Here is an 18,585-nt window from a genome sequence, read left to right as displayed (position 1 = left end):
GGTCAGATAATCTAACCACAAATTCTGCGAAAGAACCCCTTTTAGTAAGAGGCTTAGCATGACCCCAGAAATGTTTTGGGAGCTATTTTTAGATGAACTTTGCAATAAAGAATCAACTCCCATGCACAGTTACTATAAGTTTGCCAAAAAAGACATTTCTTTTGAATTTAGAAAATTGTATTTCCTGAAAAGGCTTAATTATGTCTACAAAAATATTGTAGGCAGTGACAATATTGTTTGGGATTGTGGTTGTGGCTATGGGACTACTGGATTGTTTTTAGCCATGAACGGAATCAGAACAATTGGTTATACCATTGAACCAGTTTTTTATAATTTAATTTTTGATCGCTTTAATTACTGGAGGCAGTTCGGTCCTGTAGAATTGTTTACGGTAGAATATCGTAATATATTTTATGATCCGCCAGCTCCATCATTTGCTGATATTATTATAGTCCAGGATACCTTACACCATCTAGAGCCACTTTCAGATGCGCTTTCTATATTGAAAAATGCTTTAAAAGCGAATGGTAGAATTATTGTAATTGAGGAGAATGGGGCAAATCCCATACAGCAGTCTTTACTATATTGGCGTCGGGGACATAATAAAGTTAGAATTTATTATGATGATGTTTTAGGTCGAGAAGTAGTTATTGGGGATGAAAATATACGGAATATTAAACAATGGTCATCATATTTTAATTCCGCTGGTTTAGATTTAGAGTTAAATTCCCTTGAATATATAAGATTTTTCCCTCCATTCGTATATTCTCTTGTTAAATCTGAAACAGTAAATACCATTGAAAATTTTTTGGTTCGGAAATTGTCCTTGGTAAATGTACTGTTCTTCGGGATGAATTTTATAGCTAGGCATAAGATAGATTCTACTCGTAACTGAAGTGTTGCCGGCAATTGAGACAGGTGTATAAACAACGGACTGCACATGAAAGGGGACGGTTCGATGCACGGAAAACGGAAGCACCGCTCGGCCGAGTTCAAGGCATATGTTAGCTTGGCAGCTCTGTCCGGGGGAAAGACCCTAGCAGAACTGACCAGTGAGTACAAGGTTCACCTTCCTCAGTTTCCCCCTGGAAGCAACCGCAAGTATCAACCGGTCTGAGACAAATTTCAGACTTATTAAGGGGCGAGTACCTTAAACCTGGAAGTTTATCAACCTCAAGTTTTGAGGTTTAACATGGTCAGGATATAATATGAATTCCTTTAAGACAATACTTGGAGGTGGCAGGCGTTTAAATGGTTTCCATAAACAATCGTTACCAGACAAGCCGCTTGTTACGATAATTACCGCTTCTTTTAACAGTGTTAAGCACCTAGAACAGTGCATACAAAGCGTTGTTGCACAAACTTACGATAACATCGAGTATTTGATAGTTGATGGTGGTTCAACTGACGGTTCCGTTGATATTATCAGGAAGTATGAATCACATATTGATTATTGGATTTCGGAACCGGATGAAGGTATAGGAGATGCCTGGAATAAAGGTTTGCTTCTTGCCAGAGGCGAAATCATCGGTTTCCTCAATACTGATGATTATTATGATTCTTCATCTGTTTCAATTGCTATCAGTGGGATCGATATCACCCGACCGATGTTAACATATGGGAATACAAAATTTATCGATGAATTTGATTTTGAGGTCGGTAGAAACAGCAAAATTTTCAGACCCAACAAGATATGTATTGGCTTTGGCTTCATGCACACGTCCTGCTTTGCAAGTAAAAAGGCTTATGACGCTGTGGGAAAGTTCAATCCGGGTATACCGATAGCGGTGGATACCGACTGGTTGGTTCGGGCCCATAAGGTGGGGGTCGAATTCAAACGCTTGGATAACACAATCAATATGCGGATAGGTGGGATCAGCGATCGTCAGAAAATGCAGGCCTTCCGACAATATATGGGCATTCTGTTGAAGCATGGATTCCCTCGTAGTAAGGTCTATGCTGGTTTCATCGAGCACTGGTTGAAAGTGACTATCAGGCGAATATTAAATATTCCATCTGTGCAACAAGTAAAGACACAACTTGTGTTTATACTCCTGAAATATTTGAATCTGTCATATAGTTTCATTCCGCTCTTTGTGATTAAAAAATTCTATTTACGCATATTTGGTATAAAAGTAGGCAAGAAAAGCTATATACATTCACCCGTGCGTTTTTTCCATTTCGGCAGACTGGAGCTAGGCAATAATACTGTTGTGAACTCCGGTTGTTATCTCGATAACAGACGTGGCATATTCATTGGGAAGAATGTGTCGATTGCCCACGACGTAAAAATCTATACTCTTGGACATGAGATAGACGACCCGTTTTTTCGTTTGAAAGGTGCCAGCGTCAAAATTCACGATAACGTTGTAATTTTTGCAAATTCTTTAATTATGCCTGGTGTCGAGATCGGTGAAGGGGCAGTAATCTACCCCGGTTCCGTGGTGGTAAAGCATGTCAAACCGTACAGCGTAGTGGGAGGTAATCCGGCCCGGGAGGTACGTCAAAGAGCCAACGATGTCAGATATGAACTTGACTATGGGTACTGGTTTGCAAATTAAATGGATCACGAATAAGGACCGTCGATGTTAACAGTTTTGTTCGTTTCCCATGTCAAGGATGAAAGTTTATCCAATGGCGGCTCCGTATTCTCTTCATCAGTTGTTAAGCTTATTAATTCTGCGATCCCGGATATTGAGATCTCGGAGTTGTATTGCCTGCCATCAAATCCCAAAGTTACCAAGACATTTAGGAAAATCTCTTCATTGTTACAGTCTGCCTGTTCGGAGTTTCCAGCAAAAGTACGATATTTTTATTCACGAGAATTTTCCGAAAGAATCCAGCATGAATTGACAGTAAACGAATACGATCTTGTTGTTCTCGACCACGCTGAGATGCTTTGGGTAGTTGACTTGCTCCCTCGTAATGTACCGGTAATCCATATTTCCCATAACATTGAGCATTGTTTGTACATGCAATACGTTGAAAAGTATAACGGTTGGCCTGTTATGGGCTCTATGTTGAAGAGAGATGCTGTTAAATACAGACAATTCGAACGCGATAAGGTGCGGGAAGTGGGTAATTTGATCACCATTTCCTGCGAAGACCGAGAATTCTGGAACGCGCTCGGTGCCGGAATGAACGTACTCGCCTTGAATCCATCCTTTGATTATTCACCTGTGGTGCGGCAGAGGAGTGCGTTTCAGGGGGGGAAGGTGTTATTGGGGTTTCTCGGGAATATGGAGTGGTGGCCAAATCGTGATGCTGTTTCATGGTTGTCCCGATATATTCTGCCATATCTTTCGATCGACTATGAACTGCATCTATTCGGTTTGATGTCGGAGCACCTTGGTAATGGAAGAAACGTTATTGGTCATGGCTTTGTTGATGATATCGGAATGATCTGGAATGCTGTTGACGTAATGGTTAATCCGATCGTCACTGGTGCAGGCGTCAATGTCAAAGTCGCTGAGGGCATCTATAATAAAATGCCTATGATATGTACGCCACTTGCTATTCAAGGGCTGAGTCTTGCCCCGGATCCATCAGTGGTTGTTATGGATACGCCAGAGCAATGGATCGATTTTATAAACACGCAAGGATCACTTGATAAACTCGTTTTCTGCGGTGAATTTCCCAATGCGGATAGTTTCTCGTTTTTACGTCAGACACAGAAGTTACAACAGTTTTTAGCGGAGGTGATGTGTTAAGTTGCCGGTTGCCAAAGGTTAAGTATAAAGGAGCCGTGATAGGTGGTTAGAGTCTTATATATTGCCACAAGAAAACCAGTGCCCGTTACTGGCGGGCGCGAAAGAATGATAGTCCAGTCTCTGTCGATGCTCAAAAATAAATATCGACTCGGCCTTCTTTATTTCGAAAAAGATCCCGCCAATTCCGAAGAAACCTGCGCGGAAATCAAAAGAGAATTAGGATTAAGTCTTGTTGAACCACTCTATTTCCCTTCCAAACCTGAATTGTTGTTCAATTTCTTGTTTCAACATCGTAAGTCTTTGCAAGAAAGGCTTTTCTTTTCTCGTGCTGCCTGCAGGAAAATACGTGCCACCTTGGCGACGTTCAAACCGGATATTGTCATAGCGGACATGATCAGATGCGGTCAGTTCATTGAGGATGAGGATATCCCCAAGGTTCTGGAAATGGACGATCTGCTTTCGGGACGTTACATACGGTTTTCATATAATATGTCTGCTGATGATGACCTGCTGGGAACATTTTATGCGATTTTCCCACGAGCGATAACCCGTCTGGCGAACCGTTATCTGAAACCCATCGTGCTGCGATACGAGGCTCTGAAGATAGGCCGACGCGAGAAAGAGGCGGTCAATCGATTCGATGTAGTGACTCTTGTCTCACCATTAGAAGCGAAGGGGTTGAAAACAACAACGGGGGGGGGGAATATTCATTCAATTCCCCCGACGGTGAGGCGCGTTTCCCCCGGCACGTTATCTAATTGCATTTTTCCCTGCCGATTGCTGTTTTTCGGGAATTTGTTAACCAACCAGAATCTCGCCAGTATAAGATATATCATTGATGAAGTCTTGCCAGCCCTCGAACAACGAGGTTTCAGCTATATTTTCGACATCGCCGGGAGCTATGATGACAGAGCAGTGATGATTACCCAACGAAATCCTCGAGTGCATCTTTCGGGTTACGTGAATTCAGTTGATGATTTGTTTGCGGAATGTCATATATTTCTGACGCCAATAGCGTTTGGCAGCGGGATCAAGACGAAGATACTCGATGCGATGGCGCACGGCATTCCGGTCGTAACCAATGATATCGGGATTGAAGGGATTCCGGCAAACCATGGCAAAGAGTGTCTGATCGCCAACTCACCAGAAGAGATTGCCGCTTCTGTCATCAGGCTTTTCGGCGATGTCGCCTTCATGATGGAAATTTCCGAGAACGGCAAGAAAATGATTGGTAGGTACTTCCTATTCGAAAAGGTTGAACGAGACTATTTGCATCTATTGGCGGGGTTAGCCAGGTAAGTAGGTCGTTGCTGTTAGCGGCCCTGTGTGTGCGGAACTTGCTTGAGGGGTAGACGCTTACGTAGGCTTGGCTGCTGCATTCGGATTTGACAGGTGGGATTTAGGGCTTGCAAGGAATCGAGACACATCACTTTCTCTTTTTCGATGTTGGTTTTGCCGAAATAGCAGGCCGAGGTTGTCACTGTGAAAGAGTGAACTTATCTGGTTTTCTACGGTTGCAATCCCTGTTACAATCTGGCTCACATAACCCTCTTTCTGTACGGGTGGATTTATTGGGAAACAAAGCTTTTTAAGCCAGATCAAGATGTCAAACTAATAATAATCATGGGGTGTTACACGTTTTGCTGGGTACGGAAGTCGAGTTGAAATTATAACTTATTTATACAGACTTGTACCTCAGCAGTTTAGTGTCGTTATCGAATATGTTGAAAGAACAAGCTAAACAATTTACCTTGCTTAACAAGCTTGTCGATGTATTGCTCATATTTATCGCTTTTGCCGTTGCTTATGAGATAAGGAGCAGAATCGGCAGCATTGGCGATTTCTATCACTACCTCTGGGTTTTGCTGGTAATTATCCCCGTCTGGCACCTCTTGCTTTCAAAATACGGGATGTATGCATCGACGCGAACCCATTCCATCCCCAAGCTCATAAGTGATTTACTCAAAGTTCACGTTATCGGCGGCATAATCACCGCATCGTTGATTTATTTCATAGAGCCCGGCGGCTTCAGGCGAATACTGTTCGGCATTTTCATCCTGCTTTCATTCTTACTTCTTACCCTCGGTAAACTGACCCTCAAGCTGATTCTCTCCCATATCCGGCGACGCGGTTACAACTTCAGAAATATTCTCATAGTCGGCACTAACGAGCGTTCGAAACGGTTCATTCATCTGGTTGAGCAGCACTCCGACTGGGGACTCAAAGTAGTCGGGTTTCTCGGAGTGAAAACAAATTCCCTGCCTGACACGTTGTCAGGCTACAAGGTGCTGGGCACCATGCCTCAACTTGTGGACATCTGCAAATCAAACCCCGTTGATGAAGTTGTCTTTTGTCTTTCCCGCCAGTGGGAAGAGAATATCGACGACTATCTGCACGATCTGGAGGAGATGGGGATAACGGTCCGCATGGTGTTGGACCATTATGAGATGCAGATTTCCCGGCGTGAGATGAGCATGTTTCACGATGAGATCCCCATTCTCACGTTTTACAGCAAGAATTTCGATGCCACCCAATTGTTCCTCAAACGGTGCCTTGATTTTTTCGGCTCCACCATAGGGCTGCTTATTACCGGCGCCCTGTATCCTTTTATTGCCTTGGCGATCAGACTTGATTCTCCAGGGCCGATTTTTTTCGGCCAGGAGCGGGTAGGGGAGCATGGCCGCATTTTCAAGTGCTGGAAATTCCGTTCAATGTATGTCGATGCAGAAGATCGCAAGAAGGAGCTTGAGCATCTCAACGAAATGAGCGGTGCCATCTTCAAAATTGCTCACGATCCGAGGATCACCCGGATAGGCAAGTTCCTCCGCAAGACGAGCCTGGATGAGTTGCCCCAGTTCTGGAACGTGTTCTGCGGCGAGATGTCGCTGGTGGGCACGCGACCGCCGACTCCGGACGAGGTGGCCAAGTATGAAAACTGGCATCGACGACGCATCTCGATCCGTCCGGGAATTACGGGGCTCTGGCAAGTCAGCGGACGAAACCGCATCAACGAATTTGATGAGATCGTAAAGCTTGACCTGAAATATATAGATCAGTGGAGCATCTGGCTGGATCTGAAGATTATCTTCAAGACGGTCGGTGTGGTCTTTTTCGGTACAGGGGCACAGTAGGCTATAGACCACCACGTGATGCACGGGCAGGGTACGTGATTTTTAATTGATTTCTCTGCATTTCATGCTAGCATCGGCTCGTAATCGCCAATAAATTCAGCATATAGTGCCGTGTTGAACCGTTCAGATCCCTCTTGAGTAAGTGACCCAATGAATCGTATCCCGCTCGGACTGTTAATCGTTCTGTTCCTCCTTTCCGCTTTCCCCGGGCATGTCTGGGCGCTCGCCTCGAACAACATCCCTCTTGACAGCCCTGTCTATCAATACCTGGACAAACTTGCCGGTTTTGGGTTGATTACCTCTGATACCAAGGGGATAAGGCCATACTCGAAGGCCGAAGCGGCCCGGCTTCTCCTGGAGGCTGAGGCGAATCTCGTGAAAAACGAAGAACAGATTCCCCCGCTGGCGTTCGAGGTTATCAAGCGCATCCGGGAGTTGGTCCCCCGGGAGGCATCCCTGAGGAAAGAGCCGGAAAAGGCGCCTTTGGTAGACTATACGCCGGTGGCTTCCGCCCGGTTGCGGTATGTGTACCTGGATGGAAAGCCCCGCAGTTACAACCGGGATGTGCTCGATCCGGCAAATCAGTCCGCTTTCGGGTTCATCGGCGGGAACCTGAGACCTCAGCCGCCCAGCGTGGCCCACCAGTCCGGAACCGAGGGTACGCCTCTGTTGGAGAATAACGAAGGGGTTGTCTACGGGGACGGGCATAACCTTGAGTTCCGCTGGAGCATGGAAGGGTACCTCGGCCGCTATGCGACCGTGCTGGTGGAGCCGAACGCATTGCACACGGATGAAACCAACCGTTTGAGCCTGCAGAAGGGATATCTGAAGCTCGGGAGCGGCGGGATCGAGTTGGAGGTCGGTCGGGACGCCAACTGGTTTGGGCCGGGCTATCGCGGCGCCACGACCCTGACCACTAATGCCGCCAACTTCGACATGGTCAAGCTTTCAAGCCCTGAACCCGTTGATGTGGGCTGGATCAAGGAGTACCTGGGCGACTTCAAGTATGTCCTGATCGGCTCGCGCTTCGATGCAACGGGGAGTGGCGCCGATTACCGGAAGCCGTGGTTTTTCGGGATGAAGCTCACCCTCAAGCCGAAGCCCTGGTTCGAGATCGGCGCGAACCTGGTGCGCCAGGAGGGGGGGCCGGGATTCACCGGCGATGTGAGTCTGTTCGATCAGATTTTCGGTGGCGCCGATAACGATCATGTGAACTCGATCGCGGGGATCGACTTGCGATTCAGGATTCCCTGGCTGCGCAACACGGAGATTTACGGCGAGTATTCGGGCGAGGATTCGGCGTCGTTCTGGCCGTTTGTGGAAAGCTATGTGGCCGGTATCTTCATCCCCTGCCTGACGCCTTCCGGTCGGGACGACCTGCGGTTCGAGTATTATCGGGGGAGTGTCATGCACTATACCGACTGGCAGTTTCCGGCCGGCTACGTGTATAAGGGGATGACCCCCGGGCATTCGCAGGGGGGGGCGGCAGAGGAGTTTTTCATCCGGTACAGTCACTGGTTCTCGGCCCGCAACTCGCTGGCACTGGAATATTTTCACACCGAGCGGGGACAGGAAGGGCGTCTGAAAGTCAACAGCGCCGGCAGGTATGATCCGGCAAACGGGGTCATGCAGGCTGTTGAACGGAAAGATGCGCTCCGCGCCTTTTGGCGCCTGCCGTTTTACGGTGATGTGGATCTTAACGTGAATTACGGCTGGGAGCGGATTTCCAACGTGGATCTCGTGCCGGGCAGCGACCGGACCAATCAGCTCGCGACCCTGGCGTTTACCTACCGGTATTGATTCCCCCACGATTCCCGGCCATTCCCACTGTCCTGATGAATAATCGCTGCTAGGCTAATGTTCCACCTCATACCCCTTCTTTGCAAGGACCCCTGCCAGTGCAGTCCGCGCCGCCTCTTCCCCGTGCACAAGTTTGATGATTTTTGGCGAGACGGCAATTCCCTCGACGAATTCGACAAGATTCCGCTGGTCGGCATGGGCCGAATAGCCGCTGATGGTGTGGACGGCCGCCCGCAGGGGGTAGGTGCCGCCGTCCAGGTCGATGAAGACCGGGGCGTCGCCTTCCCGGCGCTGTTGTGCCGCCTCAAGGATATCCCTTCCCGGGGTGCCGGCGGCCTGGTAGCCCACAAAGAGGATGTCGGTGCGCGGGTCTGACATGAGGGCTTTCAGGTAGTTCACGATACGTCCCCCTGCGCACATGCCACCGCTGGCGATGACGATGCAGGGACGGGCGGTCTTGCGGAGGTACTCCACCGTGGCCCAATGGTCGGCATGGCTCTCGATGATGGTCATCTGCTCGAACGATAGGGGGTTACGGTTCTGCGCAATGGTTTCGAGCGCTCCTTTGTCCCAGAGCCTGCGCAGCCGGTCATAGACCCGGGTGACGCTGAGGGCCAGGGGAGAGTCGACGATGATTTCCAGGTCGTCCCACGGCAGGCCGGCGGCCGCCTCTTCGGTCCGGTGCCGGCTGATGAGGTCCTCGATCTCGTAGAGCAGTTCCTGGGTCCTGCCGATGCTGAAGGCGGGCACCAGAAGGGCGCCGCGATTTTCAAGCGCCCGGACGATGACCCGGTACAGTCGTTCCCGGCGCTGTTCGCGTCCCTCGTGCTGCCGGTCGCCGTAGGTTGATTCGAGAACCAGGATGTCTGCCCGTTCGGGCGGTGTCGGGTCGGGCAGCAACGGGGCGAAGGGCGCGCCCAGGTCCCCGGAGAAGACAACGATCGTGTCATCCCTTGGCCCGGTGATGGTTGCGGTTTGCTCCGGTTGAGGCGACGGATTGACCGACACCTCCACGTACGCCGAGCCAAGGATGTGTCCCGCTTGCTGGAGCCGCAGCGAAACGGAGCGGCCGTCCCAGCATCCCAGGTGGTGCCACCTGTCGTAGGGGAGGGGGATCAGTCGTTTTTTGACGCTATCGAGGAAGCGGGCGATGAGGTGCCGGTCACGGCTGATGCCGACTTTGACGGCATCACCGAGGACCAGGGGAAGGAGCAGGGCGGATGCCTCACTGCACCAGATGGGCCCTTGGAACCCCGCTCCCAGCAGGTGGGGGATGCGACCGCAGTGATCGATGTGGACATGGGTGAGCACCAGCCCCTTGATCCGCTCAAGGGGAAAGTCGATGAAAGGCGATGTTCTGCCACCTCTGCCGTTGCGGTCGTCATTCCCCTGGAGCAGGCCGCAATCAATGAGGATGGCGGCGCTGTCGGAAATGACGAGCTCGTGGCATGACCCGGTGACGCCGAATTTACCGCCATGATGGATGATCTGCATCGGTTCTCCCCGAAGTTAATCGAATCAGTGTGTAAATCTGTTAATAAATGCCAGGGGAGAAGTCAAGGGCATATGCGCATTTCCGGTTGACTGGAAGGCGAGGTAAAGGTACTAAGGATTATCGAGACATGTCCGCAGCACGCCGTTATTCAGCCGGGCATGGCCGCCGGTACGTCGAGCGGCACCAACGCTGGCCGGCCGCACCAGTATTAACAGCAGCCTGATAGAGGTACGACGCATGAGGATTTGGAAGGCAAACGTTATCGCTTTGTTCACCCTGATTGCCGGTGTTGCCGGCACTGCCAACTCCATTGCGAGGGCGGTCGAGGCCCCCGAGGCCGTGGTGCGCCAGCTCTCCGAAAGCAAGGGTGCGGCGCCCGCCGTTGGTGAGGCTGCCGGACAGCTTTCCCAGCAACAGACGGAGGAAGGTGCGAAGCTGCTGCTCAAGGCCGAACCTGCCGACGGACAGATCGTTCTCACCTGGGCATCGACAACGGCACCCAAGAGCCCGGAGGAAACCCCGTCGAACTATGTGATTCACTACGGTACCGAGCCTAACGCATACGGCAATAAGGTCGACGCGGGTCTCGCCGCCACCTTCAGACTACAGAATCTGACCAATGAGCGGCCCTATTTCGTGAGGGTCATGGGCTATAACGCGGATCGCAAGCTGGTGCTTGCCTCCGAGGAGATGAGGGTTATCCCCACGGCCCTGGATGCGTCCGCTTCGTCCCTGGAGCGTGCTTTTGCCCGCCAGAGCCCGACGCTGCTGGACAAGCTCGAACCGACTCCCCTCAACAGATCTCTCCGCCAGTTCGGGTATGAATTCTTTAAAAACAGTCTCGCAAGTCTTGCCGTGACCGAAAATCTGCCCGTGGGCCCCGACTATGTCGTTGGTCCGGGCGATTCCATCAGAATCGATGTGTGGGGCAGCTTCACCGCCCGCTATGAGCCGACGGTGGACCGCAACGGCGAGATCCTGATCCCGCGCATCGGTCCGGTGAAGCTCTGGGGGCTGACCTACGGCCAGGCGCGGGAAGCCATAGACAAGGCCCTGGCCCGCTACTACAAGGGGTACGAGTTGAACGTGACCCTGGGGAGCCTCAGGACCATTCAGGTTTACGTGGTGGGTGAGGTGGAAACGCCCGGGGTGTACAGTGTCAGTTCCCTGGCCACGGTGGTCAACGCCCTGGCCGCGGCCGGGGGGCCTTCGAAAAACGGGAGCCTGCGGTCGATCAGGGTGTCGCGGCCGGGAGCCGAGCCCCGGTCTGTTGATCTCTATGATATGTTTCTCAACGGCGACCGTAGCAATGACGTGAGGCTGCAAAGCGGCGATACGGTATTTGTGCCGGTGATCGGGCCGGTTGCGGCTGTTGCGGGTGAAGTGCGGCGTCCCGGCATCTACGAGCTGAAGGGCGCGATGTCGCTTTCCCGGCTGGTGGTCATGGCAGGGGGGATCACGGCGGCAGGGGATACGGGCCGTATCCAACTGGAGCGGATCGAGGGGAACAGCGCCCGGGTCGTGCTCGATTATGAGCCCAAGGGGGGCGACTTGGAGGCCGAGCTTTCCCGGGTGGAGTTGAAGGACCGCGACATGGTCACCGTGTTCCCGGTGTTCGATGCCGTGCGCAAGGTGGTCACCCTGGCGGGGAACGTGACGCGGCCCGGTCCCTATCAGTTGAAGGAGGGAATGCGGGTCAGGGATATTCTTCCGGATCCGTCGGCCCTTCTTCCCGAATCGTATCTGGAGTCGGCTGAAATTACGCGGCTTGCCCTTCCCGAGTACCGCCGGGAAGTGGTCACCTTCAATCTGCGGGCCGCAATGCAGGGCGATCCCAAGGAAAATCTCCCCCTTCAGGAGCAGGACACGGTGCGGGTGTTCTCCCGGGCCGACATGCTCGAGAAGCATACGGTGTCCATCAGCGGGGCAGTGCTCAACCCGGGCAGCTATGAGTATTTCCCGCGCATGACGGTGCGCGATCTGGTGACCGTGGCCGGCAGCCCCAAGCGCAATGCCTTTCTGGGCAGTGCGGAGCTGACCAGGATCGATGTCAATGGCGACGGTGCGCGGGCGACCCGTCTGGATATCAACCTCGAGAAGGCCATGGCGGGCGATCCCGACCATAACCTCCCCCTGCAGACCGACGATGTCCTCATCGTCCGGAGTATCGAGAACTGGCTTGAGGCCAGCGACCGGTTCGTAACCCTGCGGGGCGAGGTGAAATTTCCCGGCACCTATTCCATTGCCAAGGGGGAGCGGCTGAGTTCGGTCATCGCCCGGGCAGGCGGCTATACCGAGCGTGCCAGTCTCAAGGGGGCCAAGTTCACCCGCAGGTCGGTACGGGAGGAACAGCAGCGCCGGATGGACGAGGTCATTACCCGGACTGAGCAGGATGTCTACCGCAAGCAGGCTGAACTCTCGTCGGTGGCGGCGTCCCGCGAGGAACTGGAAGCCACCAAGGCCGCCCTCGACGGGCTGTTGAGGAGTCTGGCGAAGTTGAAGACCTCCAAGGCCGAGGGGCGGGTGGTGATCCGGCTCGCCCAGGCCGAGGCGCTTGCACACAGCCCCTATGATCTGGAGCTGGAGGGTGGGGATGAGCTCTACATACCCCCGACACCGAGCGTGGTGTCGGTCATGGGGTCCGTCTACAACCCCACCTCGTTCCTGCATATTGCGCAGAGGGACGTGGCCTATTACCTGGAGCGTTCCGGCGGCGCCACCCGCGATGCCGAACTGGATGACATGTATCTTATCAAGGCTGACGGCTCGGTCTTCAGCAGGCAGCAGTCTTCGTTCGGCATCCGCTGGGACGACTATGCCCGGCGCTGGACGTTCGGCGGATTCCTGTCGTCTCCCCTGGAGCCCGGAGATACGCTCGTGGTGCCCCAGAAGCTTGAGCGAATCGCCTGGATGCGGGAGATCAAGGACATAACGACAATCCTGGCACAGGTAGCCGTAACCGCCGGCGTGATCATCGCGGCAGGCCTCTAGCCGGAATGATTACCCCGGAATCCCGCAGGAAGCTCTACACGGTTCTTCTCGCCGTCTGGGGGGGAACTATCCTTGTCCTGACCCTGATGCCGGCACCCAAGGCGGAACCGCTTCCCTTCCCCGGCTGGGACAAGGTGGAGCATGCTGTTGCCTTTGGCGCACTTGCGTGGTGTGCCGGGCGATTCCTGGTCGTGTACGGAAAATGTGTGCGCCGCTGCTGGCTCTGGGCCTTTGGCGCCACCGTGGCGTACGGCGCCCTGATCGAGGTTGCCCAGGCAACGCTGACCACGACGCGCACCGCCGAGCTGGGTGATCTGGTGGCGGACGCGGTGGGAGCCGGTCTCGTCTGTCTTCTTGCCTCCCGCAAGGGTACTGCCGGGAACAGGGAGGCATAGGAGTGATGGTTCGACACCTTATGGGGGCGATGGTTGCGGCGTCCGTTCTGGTGACGCTCACGGCAGCTACGGCAGCAGCGGAGGATATGCCCTGGTCGGGTGAATTCCTGGGCCGGGAGGCACGGACGCTCCGCGACGAGGCCGCCGCTTTCGTAACGGCACCCTTCGGCATCGATAACGGTGCCCTGTGGGGAACCCTGGCCGTGGCGGGAGCAGTGGGAGTCCTGTCGCAGTTCGACGAGGATATCCGTGACGAGGTGGCAGGAACGCGCGGCCGGACTCTCGACCGGGTCACCGATGCCGGCAGTCTCGTGGGTAACCCGGTCATTCATCTGGGAGTGGCGGGTGCCGTTTACGGTGGCGGACTGCTGGCCGGTTCCCCCCGCTGGCGGGATGCGGGGCTCATGATGGGCGAGGCGGCGCTCCTGGCAGATGCCGCAACGCTGGTGCTCAAGCAGGCCATCGGCCGCGCCCGGCCCCTGACGGGCAAGGGATCGGGGACCTTTCGTCCGTTGTCATTGGAATCAGACTACGATTCCATGCCCTCCATGCATACGGCCAGCTCCTTTGCACTGGCTTCGGTCATCACGTCCACATCCGGGAGCGTGCCGGTAGGTGTCGCATCCTATGCCACCGCCGCCTTTGTGGGGTTTTCCCGCATGCAAGAGGGAAAGCACTGGGCCAGCGACGTGCTCCTGGGGGCCGCCATCGGTGAACTGGCCGGCAGGATCGTCACCCGTTACCACGCCGGCGGCGGAAATCTGGTGCTTGTGCCGGCAGTGGCGGACGGCGCTGCCACCCTTGCCCTGGTAGGGAAATTTTAGGAGGTTTTTCATGCTGTCTGCCGTCATCTTCGATTTCGACGGGATCATCGTCGATACCGAACCGCTTCACTACCGGGCGTTCCAGGCCATTCTCGAGCCGATGGGGTTCGGCTATTCCTGGGAGGCCTACGTGGAGGTCTACATGGGCTATGACGACCGGGACGCCTTCCGGGAAGCGTTCCGGGTGCGGGGCGCGGACCTGGAAGACCGCGAACTCGAAGGTCTCATCGCCCGCAAGGCGGCTGCGTTCCAAGGGATCATCGCTTCCGGCGTCACGCCCTATCCGGGGGTTGTCGAACTGATCAGGAGCATCAGGGCCAGTCGCCCCCTGGCGCTTTGCAGCGGCGCCCTCCGCTCGGACATTCTGCCGATTCTGGAGGGGCTCGGTCTTTCGAATAGTTTTGACGTCATGGTCACCGCCGACGAGGTGTCGGCCAGCAAACCCGACCCGGCCAGCTACGCCCTGGCGGTGCGGCGGCTGACAACGACCTTTCCCGATCGGCAGATCCGGCCGAACACATGCATCGCGATAGAAGACACGCCGGCCGGCATCGCCTCGGCCACGGGGGCCGGGATCGGTGTCCTTGCCGTCACCAACAGCTATCCCGCCGTGCGGCTCGGTGGTGCCCGCAGGGTCGTCGACTCCCTGGCCGATGTGAGCCTTGACGACCTGGTGGCATTGACCGGCCAGGAGTAAGGTTAGCGAGTACAACGCTTCCACCCCTCTTCCCCATGAACCGCCTTCCCGTTGACGACGTCATCCCCGACCTGCTGACGGCCCTTGAGCTGCGGAACGCCGCAGTGCTCCAGGCGCCGCCGGGGGCCGGGAAGACCACCCGTGTTCCCCTTGCGCTCCTTGACGCTCCCTGGCTGAACGGCAAACGGATTATCATGCTGGAGCCGCGCCGGCTGGCCGCGACGAATGCTGCCCGCTGGATGGCCCGCAGTCTGGGGGAGGAGGCGGGCGCCACAGTGGGGTACGCCATCCGCTTCGACCGCCGGGTGTCTGCCCGAACCCGGGTGGAAGTGGTGACCGAAGGAATCCTTACGCGCCGCCTCCAGTCCGATCCGCTCCTTGAGGGGGTCGGTGTCGTGATCTTCGACGAGTTCCACGAGCGGAGCATCCATTCGGATCTGGCCCTCGCCCTCTGCCGCGATGTTCAGGCAGGGCTGCGGGAGGACCTGCGGATCATCGTCATGTCGGCAACCATGGCTGCGGCGCCGATCGCGGCCCTGCTCGGCAACGCACCGGTCATCACCAGCGAGGGGCGAAGCCACCCCGTTGCGCTGCGGCACATGCCGCCCAACGACCGGGAGAACCTCCCCTCGGCCGTGGCGCGTGCCGTCCGGATTGCAGTGCGCGAGTGCGAAGGGGATATCCTCGCGTTCCTCCCCGGCGCCGGAGAGATCAGGCGCTGCGGCCAACTGCTCGCTGACGACCCGCCGCTGCAGGCCCCGCTGGTGGTGCCCCTCTACGGCGATCTGCCGTTCGAGGAGCAGGAGCGGGCGATCCTGCCGGTCCCCGGCCGGCGCAAGGTGGTGCTGGCAACCACCATTGCCGAAACGAGTCTCACCATTGAAGGTGTCCGCGTGGTGGTGGACGGTGGCCAGACCCGGCGGCTGCGGTATGATCCGGCTTCGGGGCTGAACCGGCTGGTCACCGAACGGGTTTCCGCCGCGTCGGCGACCCAACGGGCCGGCCGGGCCGGCCGCCTGGGACCGGGAACCTGCTACCGCCTCTGGCCAGAGCATGACCAGCAGGTGCTCCTGGCGGCAGATCCTCCGGAAATCCTCATCGCCGATCTGGCACCGCTGGCCCTCGACCTGGCACACTGGGGAGTGAGTGATCCGGCGTCCCTTGCCTGGCTCGATCCTCCTCCCCGCGGGGCACTGGAGGAGGCGAGAAACCTTCTGAAGGCACTCGATGCCCTTGACGGTCGGGGGGTGATAACCGAAACGGGACGGCGCATGGCTGAGCTGCCTCTCCATCCTCGCCTGGCTCACATGCTGCTGCGCGCGGCCGAGCGCGGTCCGGCGCCTTTTGCGTGCGACGTGGCCGCGCTGCTCACTGAGCGGGACATCGTGCGTAACGCCGGGGCCGGCCAGGCCGTCGAGCGGGCCGGCTGCGACATGCTCGTCCGGGTGGAGGCCCTTGGGCAGTGGCGGCAGGGAAGAGGGGGAAGGGATCATCAGGTTGATTCTTCTGCCTGCCGGGCAGTGGACCGTGTGGCATCGCATCTTCGGCGCCTGATTGCTCCGGACGGAAAGGGGCGCGCGGTTGCGGATCCGGTCCGGGAAACGGGGCTGCTGCTTTCGTGGGCATACCCCGATCGGATCGCCCAGGCCCGCCCGGGGGGTGAGCGGCGCTATCTGCTGGCCAACGGCAGAGGGGCCCGGTTATCGGAGCGGAGTTCCCTCCACGGGGAGCAGTTGATCGTGGCCTATCTGGTGGAGCGCGGTGAGCGGGGGGACGATCTGATCCGCCAGGCGAGCGCCCTTGATCCGGCGCGGTTCCACGACGAGTTCTCCGGCGACATCATCCGCCGGCGCAGGGTGACCTGGGACGAGCGGGAAGGAAGGGTGAGCGCCCGGGATGAAGCCTGCTACGGTGCCCTCGTTCTGGAGAGCCATCCCGTCTCCGCCACGAGCGATGAACTCCGCGACGCCTTGCTGGCGGGGCTGCGCACCGGTCCGGGCATTGCGGCCCTGGGGTGGACGCCGGCTGCCAGCCAGTTCCGGGCACGGGTCCGCTTTCTTGGCCGGGTCTGCCCCGGCGACGGCTGGCCCGATCTTTCCGATGAACGACTTCTGGAAACACTCGAGGACTGGCTCGGCCCCTTTCTGGGCAAGGCCCGGAGCCGGGCCGACCTGGCGTCTCTCGATCTTTTGCCGCCGCTGAAAGCCCTGCTCTCCTGGGACCAGCTCCGCCGTCTCGACGGGGGGGCACCCACACATCTGACGGTGCCGAGCGGTTCGCGGATTCCCCTGGCGTACGATGCGGAAGGGGCTCCGACCCTGGCAGTGAAGCTGCAGGAAATGTTTGGATGCGCCGACACCCCTGCCGTGGCCTGGGGGCGGGTGCCGGTGGTGGTCCACCTCCTGTCCCCTGCAGGGCGTCCCCTGCAGGTCACGTCCGATCTGCGCGGTTTCTGGAACGGGGCATATCAGGAGGTCAAGAAAGAGATGCGGGGACGCTACCCCAAGCATCCCTGGCCCGATGATCCCTGGAGCGCGGCCCCGACCCGCAGGACCAAACGGGCGGGAGAAGGGTAGCGGGAGTGGTGGCGGCAATCAGTGGTTGGTCAGCAGTATGGTTCCGTCGGCCTGGAGGATCTTGCGGATGGTGTCCGCGGCGCGGGGGGTAGGGGCGGTGCCGATCCGATCGCCCCGGGCGCCGGGCAGATAGGATGATGTGACGTTCATGTCGCCCCGCCAGGCTTCGAAGTGGAGGTGGGGCCCGGTGGATCTCCCCGTGGAGCCGGAGAGGGCGATGGTATCTCCGGCGGAGACGGTTGTCCCTTCAGCCACCGCATTCATGGAGTTGTGGGCGTAGAGGGTGATGATGCCGTCCGGGTGCTCAAGGATCACCATGGTGCCGTAGCCCGGCCGACTGCCCGCAAAGGCCACGCGCCCCGGTGCGATGGCCCTGACCGGGGTCCCCTCGGGCACGGCGATGTCAATGCCCCGGTGTTCGCGCATGGTGCCGTCGATGGGATCGTGGCGCAGACCCACCAGGGAGGTTATCCTCCCCTGGACCGGAGGCGCCGCGGATGCGTCTGGCGGGAACGGGGTGGTCGGGCTGATTGCGGGAGATGCCCCGGTGATGCCGGTCGCCCGCAGGTGGTGCGGAACAGTGCGGCGGGTGACGGGCCGGGCTGCCTTTTTTTCGCGCAGATAGAGCGACGCCTTGCCGTTCATGGGGGCGTCGGTGAAACATTCCACGCCGTCCGCATCCACGAACCGGTAAATGTCGGCCCGTGACCGTTCGGGAGCAGTCACCCCCACCAGCGCAGCGAGCATGATGATACGCACCGTGTGTCCCTGGATCATGATGGCCTCCACTATACCTATCGGCCGGGAACAAGACAAGTTTAACCGGGCGTTGACCGTTTGCCGCTAAAGCCGGGTGCAGTGCTGTCCGGGTTTGGTTCCTTGCCTGGAGTGGCTGATGGCCGGAAGAAAGCGCGGAGCTACCCTGCAAACCATGCCGCTGAAACGGACTTTCGGGCATTTGTGCCC

Annotated in this window: 13 protein-coding genes; 11 read left to right on the top strand and 2 right to left on the bottom strand. The window is 56.5% G+C overall.

Features of this window, described 5'->3' with window-relative positions:
- Positions 1-58: 58 nt before the first annotated feature.
- The 6 genes from AC6CDK_RS03470 (at position 59) to AC6CDK_RS03445 (ending at position 8,641) form a co-directional block, all read left to right on the top strand.
- Positions 59-895, top strand: a complete 837-nt coding sequence (locus AC6CDK_RS03470; protein ID WP_152609731.1) for an SAM-dependent methyltransferase — start codon at positions 59-61, stop codon at positions 893-895.
- 313 nt (positions 896-1,208) lie between these two features.
- Positions 1,209-2,561 (top strand): glycosyltransferase, encoded by a 1,353-nt coding sequence (locus AC6CDK_RS03465; protein ID WP_082833127.1) that lies wholly within the window; start codon positions 1,209-1,211, stop codon positions 2,559-2,561.
- A gap of 24 nt (positions 2,562-2,585) precedes the next feature.
- Entirely contained in the window at positions 2,586-3,710 is a 1,125-nt protein-coding gene (locus tag AC6CDK_RS03460) for a glycosyltransferase (protein ID WP_082833128.1), read from the top strand.
- Positions 3,711-3,752: 42 nt separating this feature from the next.
- Positions 3,753-5,009 (top strand): glycosyltransferase, encoded by a 1,257-nt coding sequence (locus AC6CDK_RS03455; protein ID WP_496639714.1) that lies wholly within the window; start codon positions 3,753-3,755, stop codon positions 5,007-5,009.
- A 422-nt stretch (positions 5,010-5,431) separates the two neighbouring features.
- Positions 5,432-6,841, top strand: a complete 1,410-nt coding sequence (locus AC6CDK_RS03450) for a sugar transferase (RefSeq protein WP_039648216.1) — start codon at positions 5,432-5,434, stop codon at positions 6,839-6,841.
- A 150-nt stretch (positions 6,842-6,991) separates the two neighbouring features.
- Positions 6,992-8,641 (top strand): capsule assembly Wzi family protein, encoded by a 1,650-nt coding sequence (locus AC6CDK_RS03445; RefSeq protein WP_039644367.1) that lies wholly within the window; start codon positions 6,992-6,994, stop codon positions 8,639-8,641.
- 54 nt (positions 8,642-8,695) lie between these two features.
- On the opposite strand, the gene AC6CDK_RS03440 is transcribed toward AC6CDK_RS03445, so the two are convergent.
- Complete coding sequence (locus tag AC6CDK_RS03440; RefSeq protein ID WP_039644369.1) at positions 8,696-10,135, bottom strand: MBL fold metallo-hydrolase RNA specificity domain-containing protein; 1,440 nt, start codon at positions 10,133-10,135, stop codon at positions 8,696-8,698.
- A 238-nt stretch (positions 10,136-10,373) separates the two neighbouring features.
- Here AC6CDK_RS03440 and AC6CDK_RS03435 point away from each other — a divergent pair, with 238 nt between their 5' ends.
- Genes AC6CDK_RS03435 through hrpB form a run of 5 tightly spaced genes read left to right on the top strand, consistent with a single transcriptional unit; the run spans position 10,374 to position 17,619 of the window.
- Positions 10,374-13,127 (top strand): SLBB domain-containing protein, encoded by a 2,754-nt coding sequence (locus AC6CDK_RS03435; RefSeq protein ID WP_192905654.1) that lies wholly within the window; start codon positions 10,374-10,376, stop codon positions 13,125-13,127.
- A gap of 5 nt (positions 13,128-13,132) precedes the next feature.
- Positions 13,133-13,522 (top strand): VanZ family protein, encoded by a 390-nt coding sequence (locus tag AC6CDK_RS03430; protein WP_066357342.1) that lies wholly within the window; start codon positions 13,133-13,135, stop codon positions 13,520-13,522.
- A 5-nt stretch (positions 13,523-13,527) separates the two neighbouring features.
- Positions 13,528-14,346 carry a phosphatase PAP2 family protein gene (locus tag AC6CDK_RS03425; protein ID WP_192905653.1) on the top strand — a complete coding sequence of 273 codons (819 nt, stop codon included), beginning with the start codon at positions 13,528-13,530 and terminating at the stop codon, positions 14,344-14,346.
- Between the two features lie 10 nt (positions 14,347-14,356).
- Entirely contained in the window at positions 14,357-15,043 is a 687-nt protein-coding gene (locus AC6CDK_RS03420) for an HAD family hydrolase (RefSeq protein ID WP_192905652.1), read from the top strand.
- Positions 15,044-15,078: 35 nt separating this feature from the next.
- Complete coding sequence (gene hrpB, locus AC6CDK_RS03415; protein WP_192905651.1) at positions 15,079-17,619, top strand: ATP-dependent helicase HrpB; 2,541 nt, start codon at positions 15,079-15,081, stop codon at positions 17,617-17,619.
- 18 nt (positions 17,620-17,637) lie between these two features.
- Here hrpB and AC6CDK_RS03410 read toward each other — a convergent pair whose 3' ends face one another.
- A complete protein-coding gene (locus AC6CDK_RS03410; protein ID WP_066357344.1) occupies positions 17,638-18,396 on the bottom strand; it encodes a M23 family metallopeptidase in 759 nt (252 codons plus the stop codon).
- Between the last annotated feature and the right edge of the window lie 189 nt (positions 18,397-18,585).

The organism is Geobacter sp. PheSNFMC (genome assembly GCF_059620965.1).
The sequence above is the reverse complement of the archived record's forward strand: the minus strand, read 5'-3'. Positions and strand labels throughout refer to the sequence as shown.